We start from the raw sequence: 18185 nt of genomic DNA on the forward strand, positions 1-18185 counted from the left end.
TCGCCCATGGCAAGAGTAACGGTAGAAGATTGTATAGATAAAGTAGATAGCCCATACGAATTAGTGCTTGTAGCTAAAGAAAGAGCTACTCAATTAAATTCTGGTATCGAACCAACTTTGGATAGAGATAACGACAAAAATACAGTTATTTCTTTAAGAGAAATTGCAGAAGAAAAAATTCAAGTATCAGATTTAACTGACAGTGCAATTTACAAACTTAGAAAACATGTTGAGCAAGTTGACGATGGTTCTGAGGATGACGAAGAAGTGGGTGATGATTTTGAAAATATGTACAAAGGTGAAATTTCAAAAAGTGGAACGCCTATTTTACCATCCAAAAGAGCAAGAAAAACTCCAGAAAAAATTCAAGTTTCTCAAGAAGATTTAGCTGAATTAGCAGAAACTGCTAAGCCAGACGTAGATGTATCAGCTGATGAAGAAACAATGAATGAGCAAGGTGAAGTTTCTTTAGATGAAGTTTCAGAACAAGAAAATCAAGAAGCAGAAGCAATTACAGAAGATTCAGACGCTTCAAACTCATAATAAAATCATATAAAGTTAAATCATGAATAGGAAAGTATCAGTCGCTCCTATGATGGATTGTACAGATCGTCATGAGCGTTACTTTTTAAGACTGATTTCAAAGAATACACTTCTCTATACAGAGATGGTTGTTGATGAAGCAATCAATAGAGGAGATAAAAAAAGATTACTCCAATTTAATATTAATGAAAAACCTGTAGCACTTCAATTAGGAGGGTCTTCTCCAAAACTTTTGGCTGAAGCTTCTAAAATAGGAGAAGATTTTGGTTATGATGAAATTAATTTAAATTTAGGTTGCCCAAGTAAAAAAGTTGAAAAAAGTAAATTTGGTGCATGCTTGATGAAAGAACCTAATTTAGTTGCAGATTGCTTGAGTAAAATGCAAGCTTCAACTAATTTACCAGTAACCATAAAAACTAGAATTGGATACGATAATGTTGAAGATTATGAAAATCTTCATAATTTTATAACAACTCTTAAATCAACTGGTATTAAAACATTCATTATTCATGCTAGAAAAGCAATGTTGGGAAAATTTACTCCTAAACAAAATTTAAATATTCCTCCTTTAAAGTATGATTATGTTTACAAATTAAAGGAAGACTTTCCAAATGAAGAAATAATTATAAATGGTGGAATAACATCTGTTGATCAAATAAAGCCACTTCTTCAAAAAACAGATGGTGTCATGATTGGAAGGGCAGCGTACCATACCCCTTATATGTTGGCAGATATTGAGAAAGAAATTTTTGGCACCGATGGAGTTTTAAGCAGACAAGATGTTATTGAACAATTAATTCCGTATGTAAAAGATGAAATCAAAAAGGGTACAAGATTAAATCAAATAATGAGACATACTATAGGTTTATTTCATGGACAAACAGGAGCTAGTTATTGGAAAAGATATTTAAGTGAAAATATGTGCGTGAGAGATGCAGATGTTCAAAAAATTGATCACATCATGGATAAGATTAAATACAATAATATCGATACAAGTGTAGGGCAATCTGCTTAATTCAATTTTAGCAAACGAATATAGTTATTTTATCTTATTAATGGCATTAACTGCAGTGCCTGTTGGGTTTGTTGCAGGTTTATTTGGTATTGGTGGAGGATTGGTAATGGTTCCATTCTTATTTTATGTTTTTGAAAGCTTAAATATTGATACAAATTATATTATGCACCTCGCTGTTGGAACTTCTTTTGGTATTATTATTCCAACTTCTTTTGTTTCTGTAATGACTCATTATAAACTTGGAGCTGTTGATACAAATTTGGTTAAAACTTACGGTATATTTACAGTGATAGGTGTTTCATTGGGTACAATTTTTGCAGTTTATTTAGATACTAAAAATATGGTTTTATTTTTTTCATTAGTACTTTTTTTGTTAAGTTTGTATTTATTATTTTTGAAAGAAAAAAAAACCATAATAGCAATTTCGATTAAGCAGAAATATAAAATTATTTTTGGCTTAATTTCTGGATTTATTTCTGCGCCCATGGGTATTGGAGGAGCAGTTATGAATGTACCAATATTTAAATTTTTTGGCTATTCAATTAATAGAGCTATTGGGACAGCTGCAGCAATCGGTTTTTTTATTGCATTATTTGGTGCTATTGGTTTTGTCATAAGTGGTACCTATTTAAAGACCAATTTACCTCTTAGTGTTGGTTTTCTAAATATACCTACTTTTTTAATCTTCATTCCTATTACAACTTTTATGGCTAGAATCGGTGCTCGGACAGTTCATAAAATCGATAAACAAAAAATAAGTAAATATTTTGGACTTTTATTGTTTGTGGTGGCTTGTAAATTTTTATACGAATATTTTACGATTTAAACTTTAATTCTTCTATAGACTTTTTGATTAAAATTTAGTTAGAATTAAATTTTAACATTATGGAGTTTATAGGATATTTTTCTAACGTTTTCATATTTGAAAATTTATTAATTTTAGTTTTAGGAACTATTGGTGGACTTTTAATGGGAGCTGCTCCTGGATTGAGTCCTACAATGGCAGTTGCTTTATTAATTCCTTTCACTTTTAAAATGAGTCCTGACCAAGGTTTAATTATGCTTGGTGCGGTTTATACGGCTACTGTTGCTGGTGGGGCAATTAGTGCAATATTATTAAAAATACCTGGAGCTCCTGCAAACATTGCAACAGTTATGGATGGCTATCCAATGGCAAAAAGTGGTAAATCAAAAGAAGCTCTACATTATTGTTTTATCAGTTCATTCATTGGTGGCGTAATAGGAATTATTATTTTAATTTTTTTTACTCCTATATTAGCAAATTTTGCTCTTAAGTTTGGCCCATCACATATGTTTTGGATAGCAATATTTGGTGTTACTGTAATTGCAACATTAGATTCTAATTCAATAATTAAAGGACTTTTTTCTGGAGCCATCGGTTTATGGTTGGCAACTATAGGGTATGACTCTGTGTTAGGTGTTGAAAGATTTGTTTTTAATCCAATTTTTTCAGGAGGTATAAATATTATTGCTGCTTTGGTTGGTTTGTTTGCTATCCCTCAAGTCTTATCAATGATTGAAAAAAAACAATTAGATTCTGATCAATTTCAAATGGAAAAAAAAAGTATAGTTCAGTCAATTATTTACAATCTTTCAAGAATTAAAGCATTAGTAGTTGGAAGCGTATCTGGAGTTATAATTGGTTTAATCCCTGGTGCAGGAGGACAGATAGCAGGACTTGTATCTTACGATCAAATTAAAAAATTAAGTAAAAATAAAGAAAATTTTGGAAAAGGAGAACCTGATGGAATTATTGCCGCTGAGTCTGCAAACAATGCTATGGTTGGCCCATCTTTAGTTCCTTTACTTACACTCGGGGTTCCAGGAAGTCCAACAGCAGCTGTTTTGTTGGGAGGCTTATTAATACATGGAATGTTTCCAGGACCAAATCTTTTTACAATTTATGCTGAAACAACATGGACTTTTATTAATTCATTATTAGTTGCACAATTTATGATGTTGATTTTTGGATTATATATTAGCGGTTTAGCAAAATATGTAATTAAAACTCCAACAAATTATATGGCTGCAGCTATAACGATACTTGCTATCTTTGGAACCTATAGTGTCCAACATAACTTTGCAGATGTGATTGTTATGTTGTTTTTAGGTGTTTCAATGTTTTTTTTATCAAAATTTGGTTTTACAGCTGCACCGATAGTTTTAGGTTTAATATTAGGGCCAATTGCTGAAACTAATTTTAGTCAAGCAAAAATAATTGCAGATACACAAGAGGGTATTTTTAGATATTTAACATCAGGATATTTAAATTTAACAATAATAACATTATGTATAATTTCTATAGTTTATGGAATTGTTTCAGAAATGAAGAGAAAAAATGCTTAAGATAAATAATTTAATATCTTTGATTTGTATATTATTTATCTCAATTTTATTAGCATTTGCTTCGTTCACTGGTGGTTCAGAAAATACATCTGAAGCATATTTATTTCCAAAATTAATAACATCTGTAATGATAATCTTATCTTCTTTTTCATTAATCTTTTATTTTTTAAATAAAACTTTATCAGTTGCAGAGATTGATATTAAAAAACTATCAGTTTATTTAGTTTCTTTAATTATATTTATTTTTATCGGCGAAACTATTGGGTTTTATCTTTTAGCTATATTATTGTTTTTTATAAATAGTTACTACTATTCAGAAAATAAAAATATTAAAAAAATAATTCAAACCATAATTATAACAACTATATTCATGTTATTTATCTATTTCCTTTTTTCTATTATGCTTAAAGTTCAAGTACCTAGATTTTTTCTTTTTTAGAAATATTTAATTAAGAATACAATCACAAGTAGTATTTTAAATAAGATACCTTTAAGACAAGTAATTTTACGTATCTTAAATATAATTAAAAAATATAACTAAAAAAAATAATGGTCAGACCAATTTTATTGTGATCTAATTTCTATTAACAGAGGAGGTAGATATGAATATAAAAAAATTTTTTTTATATATCACAATAATCTTATCGCTTCTTTCATTTGGATCAATTGCTAAAGCAGCTGATTATCCTGATAGACCGATAAGTGTAATGGTAGCTTATAACCCAGGTGGTGCTACTGATTTTCAAGCAAGACTAGTAACAATGATGGCGGCTCATCCTAAGAAAGATTATTTAGGACAGCCAATAGTTATTGTTAATAAACCTGGGGCTGGTGGAAAAGTAGGATGGAATTGGTTTGCATCTAAAGCTAGAAAAGATGGATATGATTTAGCTGCTTACAACATTCCACATTTTGTATCTCAATCAATAGTATTTGATGATACAAAATACAACATAGATAACTTGGAACCTATAGCGAACTGGGGAGCAGATCCAGCGGTTTTGATTGTCAGTAAAGACAGTCAATTCAATTCAGTTGGTGATATGGTTAAATTTGCAAAAGCGAATCCAGGTAAAGTTACTTTTTCAGGTGCTGGAAAATTTGTTGGTCATCATATAGCTTTTTTACAATTTCAAAAAGCTAGTGGAGCAAAGTTAACTTATGTTCCTCATACAGGAGGTGTTCCTGCATTAGCAGCTGTTAAAGGCGGTCAAGTAATGGCTGGTTTTAATAATCTTTCAGATGCTTTCAGAAGTCAGAATGATATTAAAATTTTAGCAATTGCCGATCTTCAAAGAGAAAAAACATTTTTACCAAATGTTCCAACATTAAAAGAAGAAGGTCTTGATGTTGATAATTCTAGTGTAAACTTTAGAGGCATCATGGCTCCTAAAGGAACTTCACCAGAAATTATTGAATATTTAGCAGCTAAAGTTCCTTTAATGTTTAATGATAAAAAAACTTTGAAACAAATGAAAAAAGGTGGTTCACCTGTTAGAATTATGAACAGAGCTGAAGTACAAGAAATGTGGAAAGCTAGAAAAGTAAGCTTAACAAAACTTCTTGCTGGACTAAAACCTTAATAGTAATTATTACTATATCAATTAAGTTTCGCCTTAATATTTTAAGGCGAAACTTCTAAAACTTAGTAAAAAATTATGAATAACAAGTCTTCTTCAGAAATAGTTCAATCATTAGTTCTTAAAGCAAAAAAAGCTCAATCTATTTTTGAAAATTATAATCAAAATCAAGTTGACGAAGTTGTTACTGCAGTTGGTTGGGCATTATGTAAGCCATCGAATAACAAAAAGATATCAAATTTAGCTGTGAGTGAAACTGGCCTTGGAAATCTAGAAGATAAAATTTTAAAGAATAAAAGAAAAACACTTGGACTATTAAGAGACTTAAAAAATATCAAAACTGTAGGAGTGATTAATGAAAACAAGAAAAAAGGAATTATTGAAATAGCAAAACCAGTTGGTATTGTTGCAGCTGTTACACCGTCAACCAATCCAGCAGCAACTCCAATAAACAATATCATTAATGCCTTGAAAGGAAGAAATTCGATTATAGTTTCTCCATCACCAGCAGGATCTAAGGTTTTTAGGGATTTATTAATATTAATTAATAATGAGTTAAAAAAAATTAGTGCTCCTGAAAATTTAATTCAAACTTTTGATTGTGATGTCACAAAAGAGTTAACTAACGAGCTAATGAAAAATGTTGATTTAGTTATTGTAACCGGCTCATTAAATAATGTTAGGGAAGCTGCAAAATCTGGCACTAAAGCAATTGGTGTTGGACAGGGAAATGTAACATCAATTGTTGATGAAACAGCTGATTTAGTAGACGCTTTTAAAAAGATAAAAATGTCAAAAACATTCGACAATGCCACAAGCTGTTCATCAGAAAATAATTTGATTTTAATTGAAGATATCTATGAAAAAGCAATCAACTTATTATCTAAAGAGAATGCAGTTTTACTCAATAAAAATCAAAAAGAGGTTTTACAGAAAAATTTATGGATTAATGGAAAACTAAATAGAAAAATAATTGCAAAATCAGCAAAATTTATTGCAAATGAGTTAAATCTTAAAGTAGATGAAAATGTTCAAATATTAATGGTTGAAGAAGATGGAGTTGGATTAGACTATCCTTTTTCAGGTGAAAAATTATCACCAGTGTTGACTGTATATAGAGTCAAAAACTTTAATGAAGCTAAGGAATTAGCCAGAAAAATTCTAAATTATCAGGGCATAGGCCATTCCGTTGGTGTACATACCAAAAATGATGAAAGAGTAATTGAATTAGGATTAGATTTATCTGTGTGCAGAGTGATTGTTAATCAAGCACATACATTTGCTACAGGCGGAAGTTTTACTAATGGTCTACCTTTTTCTCTATCAATGGGTTGTGGAACTTGGCAAAAAAATACAATTGATAATAATTTAAATTACAAACATTTTTTAAATATAACTAAAATATCTAATTTAATCCCGGGTAAGGAAGCTGAACTTAAAGAGTATTTTAAGGATTACTGTGAAAAAAATGACCCTAAAGAATTAAAAAATTTAGAATAGTTGAATGGAATTAGGCACAGTAAGAGATTTTATAAACTTTAATTCAGAAAATAATCCAAATTTAGATTTTATTACTTGCCCAAATACTCAAAAAAAAATAACAAATAAAAACCTTAAGATAAATTTAGATAAGATAAATTATTATTTATCTGTTGAAAAAAAACAGAAGAAAAATTCACTTATTTGTACACTGACAGAAAATTCACTTAGTGGAATTCAACTCATGTTAGGAATTATGTATTCTGGAATGATACAAGTTCCTCTCAATTTAGTGGCAGGAGAGGAACAGCTAGCTTACATCATTGAGCATTCTGAATCTAAGCTATTACTTTCAACTAAATCAAATTTAAGTTTAGCACAAAGAATAATCAAAAAGTCTAGAAGTGAAGTTGAGCTTATAGAAATTGATAAAGACAATTTCATAGATGAATTAAATGATGAAAAAATAGAATTAGATAATCTTAATAAATCTAACAATGCTTTGTTAATGTATACATCGGGTACAACTGGAAAACCCAAAGGTGTAATGCTCACTCATGACAATGTTTTAAATGGAGGTAAAAACGTTTTAATTTCACATGAATTAATTACTACCGACAAGGCATTATGCGTTCTTCCATTATATCACATTAATGGCTTAATAGTTACAGTAATGGGACCATTAGTAAGTCAAAGCTCATTAGTTTTATCTGAAAAGTTTTCTGCTACAAATTTTTGGAAACACATTGAAGAATTTAAATGTACTTGGTTTAGCATAGTACCAACTATAGTTTCTTCATTATTAAATAAATATTCAGAAGCTGAATTTAAATCATTGGATACATCACTTGTAAGATTTGGCAGAAGTGCATCGGCGGCATTAGCCCCAGAAACACATAAGAATTTTGAAGAAAAATTTAAGATAAAGATGATTGAAACAATGGGTTTGACAGAAACGTGTGCTCCTATTTTGTCTAATCCGCCTTCTCCCAATTCTATTAAATATGGCTCACCTGGTATACCTTATGGAAACGAAGTTAAAATTTTTGATAATGAATTTAATGAAGTTGAAAGAAATACAATCGGTCAAATTTGTGTAAGAGGTAAAAATGTGATGAAAGAATATTATAAAAATCCCAACGAAACAAAAAAAAGTTTTTACAATGATTGGCTTTTAACGGGTGATTTAGGTTTAATGGACTCTGAAGATTTTGTCTTTGTAAAAGGCAGAATTAAAGAACTTATAATTAAAGGAGGTGAAAATATTTCACCAAGAGAAATTGATGATGTTTTGTATCAACATCCCGATGTACTCGAAGCAGCAGCATTTGGTGATGAATGTAGTCATTATGGTGAAACTGTAAAAGCAGGTGTTGTGTTGAAAAATAAAAACTCATTAACTGAAATAGATTTGATTAATCATTGTTCAAAAATTTTAGGTAAATTTAAATCACCAGAAAATATATTTTTTTTTGATGAACTTCCAAAAGGATCTTCAGGAAAAATTCAAAGATTAAAGATTAAAAATTTAATTAAATAATCTTATGTATCGAATTAATAAGAAATTCTTAAAATCCTCTTATCATATAACTGAACTAAAATTATGCTCTATAAGACTTCATGATAATTTTAAATTTCCCTGGTTGATATTAATACCCAAGAGAAAAAATGTAACAGATATAAGTGAACTTAATTCTAAAGATCAGATATTACTTATGAATGAAATTGTTTTGGTAAGTAGGCTTATGAAGAAACTATTTAAAACATCAAAACTTAATGTAGAAAAAATAGGCAATATAGTTCCACAATTACACATTCATATTATCTCTAGAAAAAAAACTGATAGTTCTTGGCCTTTTTCTGTATGGGTTGTTAAAGGAAAAAAATATTCAGCAAAAAACTTAAAAGATGTTTTAAATAAAATTAGATCAGCTTTTAAATAAAAAGAGGTGACTTCAGTCTCCCTCCATCACCTCGTAAATAAATTTATATGATTCTTTGTCTTTTACTAAGCACGTTTTGATTGAATCTTTATAGAATTGTATAACTTTTATTCTATGATCTTTTCACAGAATTTTGATGCAAATTGAGTATCTTCAATTATTTGTTCTGGTTTTTGATTAAATACATTATCCAATTCATCATCAGAAAACCTTTCACTTAATTTATTAACTGTGCATTCGCAATAGGCTTTGGCTTTGTCTGTACCTAGATACTGTTTAGAGTTCTGGTAGCAACCAATATACATCTGTTGTCCATTTTGTTCGCTAAAAGCATGACTTTTAAAGGGTATTAATAAGAATAGAATTAAAATTAGGCTATATTTTTTGATCATATTCACCAACTTTCCCAGTTTTTTGGAGTAAATCATCAATAAATTCAAAGATTTTTTTCTTCCTAATATCTGATGTTGGGCTTTCAGTTACAATCACTAGTGATGGTTTGTTTGAAGATGCTCTAATCAGCCCCCAAGAACCATCATCAAAAGAAAATCTTACCCCGTTTACTGTTAATACTTCCGTTATTATTTGATCATCAATTTTAATTTTGTTATTCTTTATTTCCTCAACTTGTTTAACTAATTCTTCAACTACTTGGTATTTTTCTTCATCTTTACAGAAAGGAGCCATAGTAGGGGTTTGATATGTATTAGGTAATTCGTTAATGATCTCACTCATCATTTTGTTTTGATTATCTAATAAATGGCACACATGAATTGCTGAATTAATTCCATCATCATAACCATAGCCTAAAGGTTGATTAAAAAAGAAATGACCACTCTTTTCAAATCCTGCTAGTGCTTTTTCTGTGTTTACTTTTCTTTTAATGTGAGAATGACCAGTTTTCCAATAAATAGTTTCACAATTATTTTTTAATAGAACATCATCCTTTGAGTATAATCCTGTTGATTTTACATCTACAACAAATTTTGAATTTTTATGTATTGTAGATAAATTTCTTGCAATTAATAAACCAATTTTATCAGAAAATATTTCATTTCCTTTGTTGTCAATAACACCAACTCTATCTCCATCACCATCAAAACCAAAACCTATATCTGCATTATTGTCTTTCACGGCTTTAGCAATTTCATGAAGCATTTCTAAATCTTCTGGATTAGGATTGTATTTAGGAAAAGTCCAATCTAATTCACAATCAAGTTCTATAACTTCACAACCAATTCCTTTTAAAATATCAGGAGCAAAAACTCCGGCAGTACCATTTCCACAAGCAACAACTGCTTTTAATTTTTTATTGATCTTATTACCGTTTATTAAGTCATCTTTATAAACTTGTTGAAAATTTTCTATTTGCTTTTCAGATCCAGCTCCATTTGAGAATTTTTCATTCAAAGTCAAATCTTTTAATTCTTTCATTTCTTCAGGAGCATGAGTTAAACCTTTTTTGATACCCATTTTTACACCAGTCCAACCATTTTCATTATGACTTGCTGTAACCATAGCAACAGCATCTGCATCTAAATTAAATTGTGCAAAATAAACCATTGGTGATAACGATAATCCTACGTCTTCGATGTGACATCCGGTTGAGATTAAACCTTTTTTAAGAGCACTTTTTATTTCTTCACTATAAGATCTATAATCGTGTCCAACAATTATTCTTGGATTCTCTTTTTGGGTATGAATTTTTATTTGTGTACCTAAACCTTTACCAAGATTTGTGATTCCTTCTCTGCTAATATCTTTTTCATACAACCAACGAGCGTCATATTCTCTAAAGCCATAAGGATCTATTTTTATTTTTTCAGACATTTGTTAATTACTTACTATTTTTTAAATTTTTTTATTGATATTTTTTTTGTTGCGTTCTATAAATGTTCTGTTGATTAATTGTTTATATAGTATATCAACATAAAACGCATACAACATCTAGTTGTTTTCGTCACAATAACAAAATATAGTTATATTTATGAATAAGATTTTATCACAGGCCCTAAAGAAAGCTGTCTCTGAATATAGCCCAGAAGTAAAAGAAGTATCAAAAGGAAATAGACCTGATCTTTTTTCTTTAAGTACTGAAACTGAACTTTTTCAAAATGATAAGGGAATTATAATTAAGATCGATCGATCTAAAGATGTAAACTTAACAGACTTTGGCAAGGCAACATTGAAAGACAGATATCTTGGTCATAACGAATCTTTTCAAGATTTATTCGCCCGTGTTGCAAGTTCATATGCTGATGATAATTTACATGCACAAAGAATTTATAATTACATAAGCAACCTTTGGTTTATGCCGGCAACACCTGTTCTATCAAATGGCGGAACTAAAAGAGGATTACCTATTTCATGTTTTTTAAATGAGGCATCAGATAGTTTGGGAGGAATTCTTGATCTTTGGAGTGAAAACGTTTGGTTAGCTGCAAAAGGTGGTGGTATAGGAAGTTACTGGGGTAATCTTAGATCTATCGGTGAAAAAATTGGTAAGGTTGGAAAAACTTCTGGAATAATTCCTTTTATAAAAGTTATGGATTCTTTAACAATGGCAATTAGTCAAGGTTCTTTAAGAAGAGGATCAGCTGCTTGTTATTTGCCAGTCGACCATCCTGAAATTGAAGAATTTATTGAAATGAGAAGACCTACAGGTGGAGATCCAAATAGAAAAGCATTAAATTTACACCACGGTGTTTTACTTTCAGATGCATTTATGAGAGCTGTAGAAAATGATGAGCAGTGGGGATTAAAAAGTCCTGCAGACGGTACTGTTCAACAAACAATTTCTGCAAGAAATTTATGGATAAGATTATTAACTGCAAGAATTGAAACAGGTGAGCCTTATATAATTTATATCGATACAGTGAATAGATTAATTCCACAGCATCACAAACTTGCTAACTTAACGGTTAAGACATCAAATCTATGTAGTGAAATAACTTTACCTACTGGAATTGATAAAGATGGGAGAGATAGAACCGCTGTATGTTGTTTATCTTCATTAAACTTAGAAAAGTACGAAGAGTGGAAAGATGATCCAGACATGATCAGTGATGTAATGAGATTCTTAGATAATGTTCTAAGTGATTTTATAAAAAAAGCTCCTGATCAATTTAAAGATGCAAAATATTCTGCAGAAAGAGAAAGAAGTGTTGGATTAGGTGTAATGGGCTTTCATTCTTTTTTACAAAAAAATAGAATTCCACTTGAGTCAGTGATGGCAAAATCTTGGAATAAAAAAATATTTAAACAAATTGATGAACAAGTTAATAAAGCTTCAAAAGATTTAGCAGAAGAAAGAGGGGCTTGTCCTGATGCTGCGGAGTATGGATATCAAGAGAGATTTTCAAATAAAACAGCAATTGCACCAACTGCTTCAATCTCAATTATTTGTGGTGGAGCATCACCAGGGGTAGAGCCGATTGCAGCTAACAGTTATACCCATAAAACTTTGTCAGGTTCATTCAATGTTAGAAATAGATATTTAGAAGAAATCCTTGAAGGGCATGGAAAAAATGATGATGAAACTTGGTCTACGATCACAACAAATCAAGGTTCCGTATCTCATTTAGATTTTTTAACTGATCTGGAGAAAGATGTTTTTAAAACTGCATTTGAACTAAATCAGAAGTGGATTATTGAATTAAGTGGAGATAGAACTCCATTTATATCCCAGGCTCAGTCAGTAAATTTATTTTTACCAGCCGATGTTCATAAAAAAGAGTTACACAAAATTCATTTTGATGCTTGGAAGAAAGGCTTAAAGAGTCTTTATTACTGTAGATCAAAATCAATTCAAAGAGCTGAAAATATCAATGATGCAAAATCAACAGATGTTTTAGCCAACGTTTATAAAAACAAACAAACTAAATCTGAAGAACCAGAATACGAGGAGTGCCTATCATGTCAGTAGCAGAAAAAATTAAGACACCAAGCAATGAAATAATCCAACCAAAAAAAATGGGTTTATTAGTTGAAAACCCAGTTTACAAACCTTTCAGATATCCATGGTGTTATGATGCGTGGTTAACACAACAAAGAATTCATTGGTTACCGGAAGAAGTGCCATTAGGAGATGATGTTAGAGATTGGCAAAAAAATTTAACTCAATCAGAAAAAAATTTATTAACTCAAATATTTAGATTTTTTACTCAAGCTGATGTTGAAGTTAGTAATTGTTATCTGAGACATTACACAACAGTATTCAAACCAACAGAAGTTTTAATGATGATGACAGCTTTTGCATCAATGGAGACTGTCCATGTAGCAGCTTACTCTCATTTGTTAGATACTATTGGAATGCCTGAGTCAGAATATTCTGCTTTTATGAAATACAAAGAGATGAAAGATAAATATGATTACATGCAAGGTTTCAATGTAAATTCTAAAGAAGATATCGCAAAAACAGTTGCTGTATTTAGTGCGTTCACTGAAGGACTTCAGTTGTTTGCAAGTTTTGCAATCCTTTTGAATTTTCCAAGACATAATAAGATGAAGGGAATGGGGCAGATTGTTACTTGGTCCGTTAGAGACGAAACTCTCCATTGTAATTCTATGATTAGAGTTTTTAAAGAATTCATAAATGAGAACCCAGAAATATGGACTCCAAAACTTAAAAAAGAGCTTTATGAAGCGTGTAGAACTATTATTGAACACGAAGATGCTTTCATAGATCTTGCGTTTGAAATGGGTCCAATGGAAGGTTTAACTGCTCAAGAAGTTAAAGATTACATTAGATTTATAGCTAACAGAAGACTTACTCAATTAGGTCTAGAGCCAATTTATGATGTACAAAAAAATCCTTTAACTTGGTTAGACACAATGTTGAATGCTGTTGAGCACATGAACTTTTTTGAAGGTCGTGCAACAGAATATTCTAAAGCATCAACACAAGGTACTTGGGTAGAGGCTTTTAGTTAATCTTTAAAATTATCTATAATTTAATTCCATAACTTTTCGATGCTTGCTACCTTTATACTTAGCAAGTGGTCGAATAAGTTTATTTGCTGCATGCTGTTCCATAATGTGAGCAGACCAACCTGTAATTCTTGAAATTACAAATATTGGTGTAAAGAAATCAGTATCAAATCCCATTAAATGGTAAGTAGGACCAGTTGGGTAGTCCACATTAGGGTGGATATTCTTTTTCTTAATCATCACTTTTTCAACAATGTCATAGATTTTTTCAAAAGTTTTATCCTTTTTAATTTTAGCAACTTTTCCAAAGTATTCTCTCATCGTTGGAACTCTTGAATCTCCAGATTTATAAACTCTGTGACCAAACCCCATTACTACCTCTTTATTTTTCAAAGCATTATTAATCCATTTTAATGCATTTTCAGGTTTCTTTATTTTTCTCATCATGTGCATTACTTCTTCATTTGCACCACCATGTAGGGGCCCTTTTAAACTTGCTATGGCTCCAGTTATAGCTCCATGAATATCAGACAAACTACTAGTAATAGTTCTTGCAGTAAAAGTTGAAACATTGAAGCTGTGTTCAGCATACAAAATTAGAGATACATCAAAAGCTTTAACAATTTCTTTTTGAGGAACTTTACCAAAACACATATTAAAAAAATTTTCAGCAAAACTTAATTCTTTTTTAGGCTTAATAATTTTTTTGCCATTTCTTACTCTGTAAAAAGCAGCTAATGCTGTTGGTGTTTTAGCAAAAATTCTTAGAGCTTTTCTCATATTAGCCTCTGGTAAGGAATCTGATGTTTCATTATCTTCTAAACCCATCACACTAACAGCTGTTCTTGCAACATCCATAGGATGGGATTTTTTTGGCATATGTTTAATTATTTCATATAAATTTTTGGATAGTTCTCTGTTATTTTTTTCTTCTTTTTCAAATTGTTTTAATTGAATTGAATTTGGAAGGTCTTTATTTAAAATTAAATAAGCAACTTCTTCAAATCTGCAATATTCACATAAATCTTGAGCAGCATAACCTCTATAAGTTAGAGAGTTTATTTCAGGCATTACTTTTGAAACTTCTGTTTCATCAACCACAATCCCTAATAAACCTTTTTTAATTTCATCACTCATTATTCATGTCCTTCCGTACTAAAGTTATAAATTTTTTCATCAAGAGAGTTATATTTCTCATATTCAACTAACTCATAAAGTCTTTTTCTAGTTTGCATTTTATCAATAATATTGTTCTGATGTCCATTTGCATAAATGTCTTTTAAGCCATCTTCTACATTTTTCATGGCTAATCTTTGTGTAGTAACTGGATAAATCACAATATTATACCCAAAATTCTCTAATTCTTTATAATTGAAAAGTTTTGATTTACCAAATTCAGTCATATTAGCTAATAGATAACATGAGAGTTCTTTTCTAACTTTTTCAAAATCTTTTTCGTCATATAAAGCCTCTGGAAAGATAATTTCAGCACCGGCATCAATGTATGCTTTACATCTATCAATCATTTTATCAATTCCCTCAACTCCTTTTGCATCTGACCTTGCAATAATCTTAAAATTACTATCTTTTTTAGCAGCAACACATTCTTTAATTTTATCAACCATGGCATCTGTTGAAATTAATTCTTTGTTATCAAGATGCCCACATCTTTTTCGTTCAACTTGATCCTCTAGATGAACAGCTGCAATCCCAAACTCTTCAAACGTTTCAATTGTTTCTTTGCAAGATTTAAACCCTGTATCTATATCTACAATAGTTGGTAAATTAGTCACCCTTGATATTAAATATGATCTAGTGCTTACATCTTGTAGTGTTGTTAAACCAATATCCGGAAAGCCAAGATCATTAGCCATTACTCCACCAGAAACATACACTGCATCATAACCTATTTCTTCAATCAGTTTGGCTGTTAATGGATTATAGGCACCCGGAACTCTTAATATTTTATTTGATTTTAATTTATCAACAAAATCTATTCTTTTTTGACTTGGTTCTTTGTCAACAAAATGCACTAAAATATTCCTTTTTTTAAATTTCTTTTTAAATCATTTCTTTTAATTTCTATATTTAATTTATCCAATTGACCTGATCTTAAATGTTTTAAGTTTTGAACAGTTTTTAAGAAACGATCACTTTCTTTCTTATCAAGAATACCATCTGTAAGTGTTAAAAACTTATTAATATAATTTTGTCTTTTAAATGGTCTCGCTCCATATGGGTGGGCATCAGCTCTATCAAGTTGTTCACTAATTTTTTTACCATTATTTAAAGTTACAACTACCTTAGCACCAAAAGATTTTTTCATTGGATTTGGATCGTGATATTTTTTAGTCCATTTCTTGTCTTCGTAAGTCGTAATTGATTTCCAAATTTTAATAGTACTTTTCTTATTTGCTCTAGCCTTTGTATAAGATTTTACATGATGCCAATCTCCATCCTCTAATGCCACTGCAAAAATATACATAATAGAGTGATCAAGTGTTTCTCTGCTTGCATTAGGATCCATTTTTTGAGGATCGTTTGCTCCTGTGCCTATTACATAATGAGTATGGTGACTAGTAAATATATCAATCTTTTTTATTTGATTTAAGTTAGGTATTTTATTTTTAAGTTTCTTAGCTAAATCAATTAAAGCTTGTGATTGATATTCTGCTGAATATTCTTTTGTATAAGTCTCGAGTATAGCTTTTTTAATTTCCCCTTTTTTAGGAAGTGGCACTTTATAATTAGCTTTTTTTCCATCTAATATTCTTGCTATAACGCTATCTTCACCCTCATATATTGGACTAGGTGCACCTTCACCACGCATAACTCTATCAACGGCTTCGATAGCAAGTTTGCCTGCATGAGCTGGCGCATATGCTTTCCAACTTGAAATTTCACCTTTTCTTGATTGTCTAGTTGAAACAGTAGTATGTAACGCTTGTTGAACTGCTTGATAAATTGTTTCAGTATTTAGTTTTAGCATTGACCCTAATCCAGCAGCAACACTTGGACCCAAATGAGCTATGTGATCTACTTTATGCTTATGTAAACAAATTCCTTTAACTAAATTTACTTGAACTTCATATGCAGTAATAATTCCACGTAATAAATCTAATCCACTAATTTTATTTTGTTGAGCAACTGCTAAAAGCGGGGGGATATTATCTCCCGGATGACTGTAGTCAGCTGCTAAAAAAGTATCATGAAAATCAAGCTCTCTAACAGCAGTTCCATTTGACCATGCAGCCCATTCACAATCAAATTTAAGTTTCGAATTCACACCAAATAAAGTAGCCCCATTCTTTCTTGAGTGTTTTAACGCCATTTCTCTTGAAGAGATTACAGGCTTTCTGTTTAAAGAAGCTATTGCAACAGAAGCGTTATCAATAATCCTATTGATCACCATATCTATTGCATTTTTGTTTAGTTTAACATTATCACTTGCGATTTCAGCTATTTTCCAAGCAAGTTGTTTTTTCTTGGGAAGGTTGATTTTAGATGGATAAACTTTGACTGTATGTAATAACAAAATAACTCCTTAATAGTAATTTTGTTTTAATAGCTAAAAAAAATTAATCAACGTTAAAGATATTTTGTTATTATTTTTTCAATACCAGTAAAGTCTTTTATTAGGTGATTATGATATATTTCGGTTGTATTTTTTTCTGTATATCCATTTTCTAATAAAATAACAGGTATCTCAGCAGCTTTAGCTGCATTTGCATCAGTTTCACTATCACCAATCATAATAGTTTTCTTCAAATCTCCATCTAATATTTCAACCACATTTGTTAGATGTCTTGGATCTGGCTTACAATAATCAAAAGTATCTGATCCTGCGACATATTCAAAAAAATCATAAATACCAATTTTCTTCAAAAGATCATTAGATAGATATTCTTGTTTGTTTGTGCAAACAGCCATAGATATATTTTGTTCTTTGCACCATATTAAAAAATTCTTTACCCCTGCAACCAAAGTACTTTCGTTAACAATATTTTTACCATAGAAATTTACAAACTCTTTAACCATTTCATCTTTAATTTTTTCATCTAAAACTTTACTAAATTCTTTTTTTGCTTGTCCCCATATAGATCTTCCAATTAAAGCCCCAGCACCTTTGCCAACTAAATTTCTAATATCTTCTGTTGATTTAGTAGGGTATCCAAATTTTCTCATTACATGATTGTGAGCCAACATCAAATCTGGCGCTGTATCTACAAGGGTTCCATCTAAATCAAATAAAATTGTGAATTTTTGCTTCATTTTTAAAAGTTTTTTAAAGAAATATTATGTGAATTAATTAAAGCTTATTCTTAATAT

General features: G+C 30.3%; 17 protein-coding genes. 11 read left to right on the forward strand and 6 right to left on the reverse strand.

Going from position 1 to position 18185, the window contains the following annotated elements; genetic code table 11:
- Nucleotides 1-6 precede the first annotated feature (6 nt).
- The 9 genes from rpoZ to ACIJYG_RS02435 all read left to right on the forward strand — a co-directional run bounded on the left by rpoZ (nt 7) and on the right by ACIJYG_RS02435 (nt 8927).
- Nucleotides 7-543, forward strand: a complete 537-nt coding sequence (gene rpoZ / locus ACIJYG_RS02395) for a DNA-directed RNA polymerase subunit omega (RefSeq protein ID WP_435098152.1) — start codon at nt 7-9, stop codon at nt 541-543.
- A 22-nt stretch (nt 544-565) separates the two neighbouring features.
- Nucleotides 566-1558: a tRNA dihydrouridine(20/20a) synthase DusA gene (dusA, locus tag ACIJYG_RS02400; RefSeq protein ID WP_435098155.1), complete on the forward strand. Its 993-nt coding sequence runs from the start codon at nt 566-568 to the stop codon at nt 1556-1558.
- Between the two features lie 40 nt (nt 1559-1598).
- Complete coding sequence (locus ACIJYG_RS02405) at nt 1599-2384, forward strand: sulfite exporter TauE/SafE family protein (protein WP_435098158.1); 786 nt, start codon at nt 1599-1601, stop codon at nt 2382-2384.
- A gap of 59 nt (nt 2385-2443) precedes the next feature.
- Complete coding sequence (locus ACIJYG_RS02410) at nt 2444-3925, forward strand: tripartite tricarboxylate transporter permease (RefSeq protein WP_435088884.1); 1482 nt, start codon at nt 2444-2446, stop codon at nt 3923-3925.
- Complete coding sequence (locus ACIJYG_RS02415; RefSeq protein ID WP_435088885.1) at nt 3918-4364, forward strand: tripartite tricarboxylate transporter TctB family protein; 447 nt, start codon at nt 3918-3920, stop codon at nt 4362-4364. Before ACIJYG_RS02410 ends, ACIJYG_RS02415 begins: the two co-directional genes overlap by 8 nt.
- Before the next feature lie 163 nt (nt 4365-4527).
- Nucleotides 4528-5508, forward strand: a complete 981-nt coding sequence (locus tag ACIJYG_RS02420; protein ID WP_435088886.1) for a Bug family tripartite tricarboxylate transporter substrate binding protein — start codon at nt 4528-4530, stop codon at nt 5506-5508.
- Nucleotides 5509-5583: 75 nt separating this feature from the next.
- Nucleotides 5584-7005, forward strand: a complete 1422-nt coding sequence (gene sauS, locus ACIJYG_RS02425; RefSeq protein WP_435098162.1) for an acylating sulfoacetaldehyde dehydrogenase — start codon at nt 5584-5586, stop codon at nt 7003-7005.
- A gap of 4 nt (nt 7006-7009) precedes the next feature.
- On the forward strand, nt 7010-8524 hold the full coding sequence (locus tag ACIJYG_RS02430; RefSeq protein WP_435098165.1) for an AMP-binding protein: 1515 nt from the start codon (nt 7010-7012) through the stop codon (nt 8522-8524).
- A 4-nt stretch (nt 8525-8528) separates the two neighbouring features.
- Complete coding sequence (locus ACIJYG_RS02435) at nt 8529-8927, forward strand: HIT family protein (RefSeq protein ID WP_435098168.1); 399 nt, start codon at nt 8529-8531, stop codon at nt 8925-8927.
- 107 nt (nt 8928-9034) lie between these two features.
- Here ACIJYG_RS02435 and ACIJYG_RS02440 read toward each other — a convergent pair whose 3' ends face one another.
- Both ACIJYG_RS02440 and ACIJYG_RS02445 read right to left on the reverse strand, forming a co-directional pair.
- On the reverse strand, nt 9035-9319 hold the full coding sequence (locus tag ACIJYG_RS02440) for a hypothetical protein (protein WP_435098171.1): 285 nt from the start codon (nt 9317-9319) through the stop codon (nt 9035-9037).
- The gene (locus tag ACIJYG_RS02445; RefSeq protein ID WP_435098174.1) at nt 9303-10757 is read right to left on the reverse strand and encodes a phosphomannomutase/phosphoglucomutase; all 1455 of its coding nucleotides are present in this window, start codon (nt 10755-10757) and stop codon (nt 9303-9305) included. The genes ACIJYG_RS02440 and ACIJYG_RS02445 overlap by 17 nt, the downstream gene beginning before the upstream one ends.
- 157 nt (nt 10758-10914) lie before the next feature.
- Between ACIJYG_RS02445 and ACIJYG_RS02450 the strand changes: the two genes are divergently transcribed.
- Together ACIJYG_RS02450 and ACIJYG_RS02455 are read left to right on the forward strand one after the other, a co-directional pair.
- Nucleotides 10915-12852 carry a ribonucleoside-diphosphate reductase subunit alpha gene (locus ACIJYG_RS02450; RefSeq protein WP_435098177.1) on the forward strand — a complete coding sequence of 646 codons (1938 nt, stop codon included), beginning with the start codon at nt 10915-10917 and terminating at the stop codon, nt 12850-12852.
- Nucleotides 12843-13859, forward strand: coding sequence for a ribonucleotide-diphosphate reductase subunit beta (locus ACIJYG_RS02455; protein ID WP_435088893.1), 1017 nt, complete (start codon nt 12843-12845; stop codon nt 13857-13859). Before ACIJYG_RS02450 ends, ACIJYG_RS02455 begins: the two co-directional genes overlap by 10 nt.
- 9 nt (nt 13860-13868) lie before the next feature.
- Here ACIJYG_RS02455 and ACIJYG_RS02460 read toward each other — a convergent pair whose 3' ends face one another.
- Genes ACIJYG_RS02460 through ACIJYG_RS02475 form a run of 4 tightly spaced genes read right to left on the reverse strand, consistent with a single transcriptional unit; the run spans nt 13869 to nt 18128 of the window.
- Nucleotides 13869-14993: a bifunctional 2-methylcitrate synthase/citrate synthase gene (locus ACIJYG_RS02460; protein WP_435098180.1), complete on the reverse strand. Its 1125-nt coding sequence runs from the start codon at nt 14991-14993 to the stop codon at nt 13869-13871.
- The gene (gene prpB, locus ACIJYG_RS02465) at nt 14993-15889 is read right to left on the reverse strand and encodes a methylisocitrate lyase (RefSeq protein ID WP_435098183.1); all 897 of its coding nucleotides are present in this window, start codon (nt 15887-15889) and stop codon (nt 14993-14995) included. The genes ACIJYG_RS02460 and prpB overlap by 1 nt, the downstream gene beginning before the upstream one ends.
- Entirely contained in the window at nt 15889-17391 is a 1503-nt protein-coding gene (locus tag ACIJYG_RS02470; RefSeq protein WP_435098186.1) for an MmgE/PrpD family protein, read from the reverse strand. Before ACIJYG_RS02470 ends, prpB begins: the two co-directional genes overlap by 1 nt.
- 53 nt (nt 17392-17444) lie before the next feature.
- Nucleotides 17445-18128 (reverse strand): HAD-IA family hydrolase, encoded by a 684-nt coding sequence (locus ACIJYG_RS02475; RefSeq protein WP_435098189.1) that lies wholly within the window; start codon nt 18126-18128, stop codon nt 17445-17447.
- Between the last annotated feature and the right edge of the window lie 57 nt (nt 18129-18185).

The organism is Candidatus Pelagibacter bacterium nBUS_27 (assembly GCF_051200985.1).
Classification (GTDB): domain Bacteria; phylum Pseudomonadota; class Alphaproteobacteria; order Pelagibacterales; family Pelagibacteraceae; genus Pelagibacter.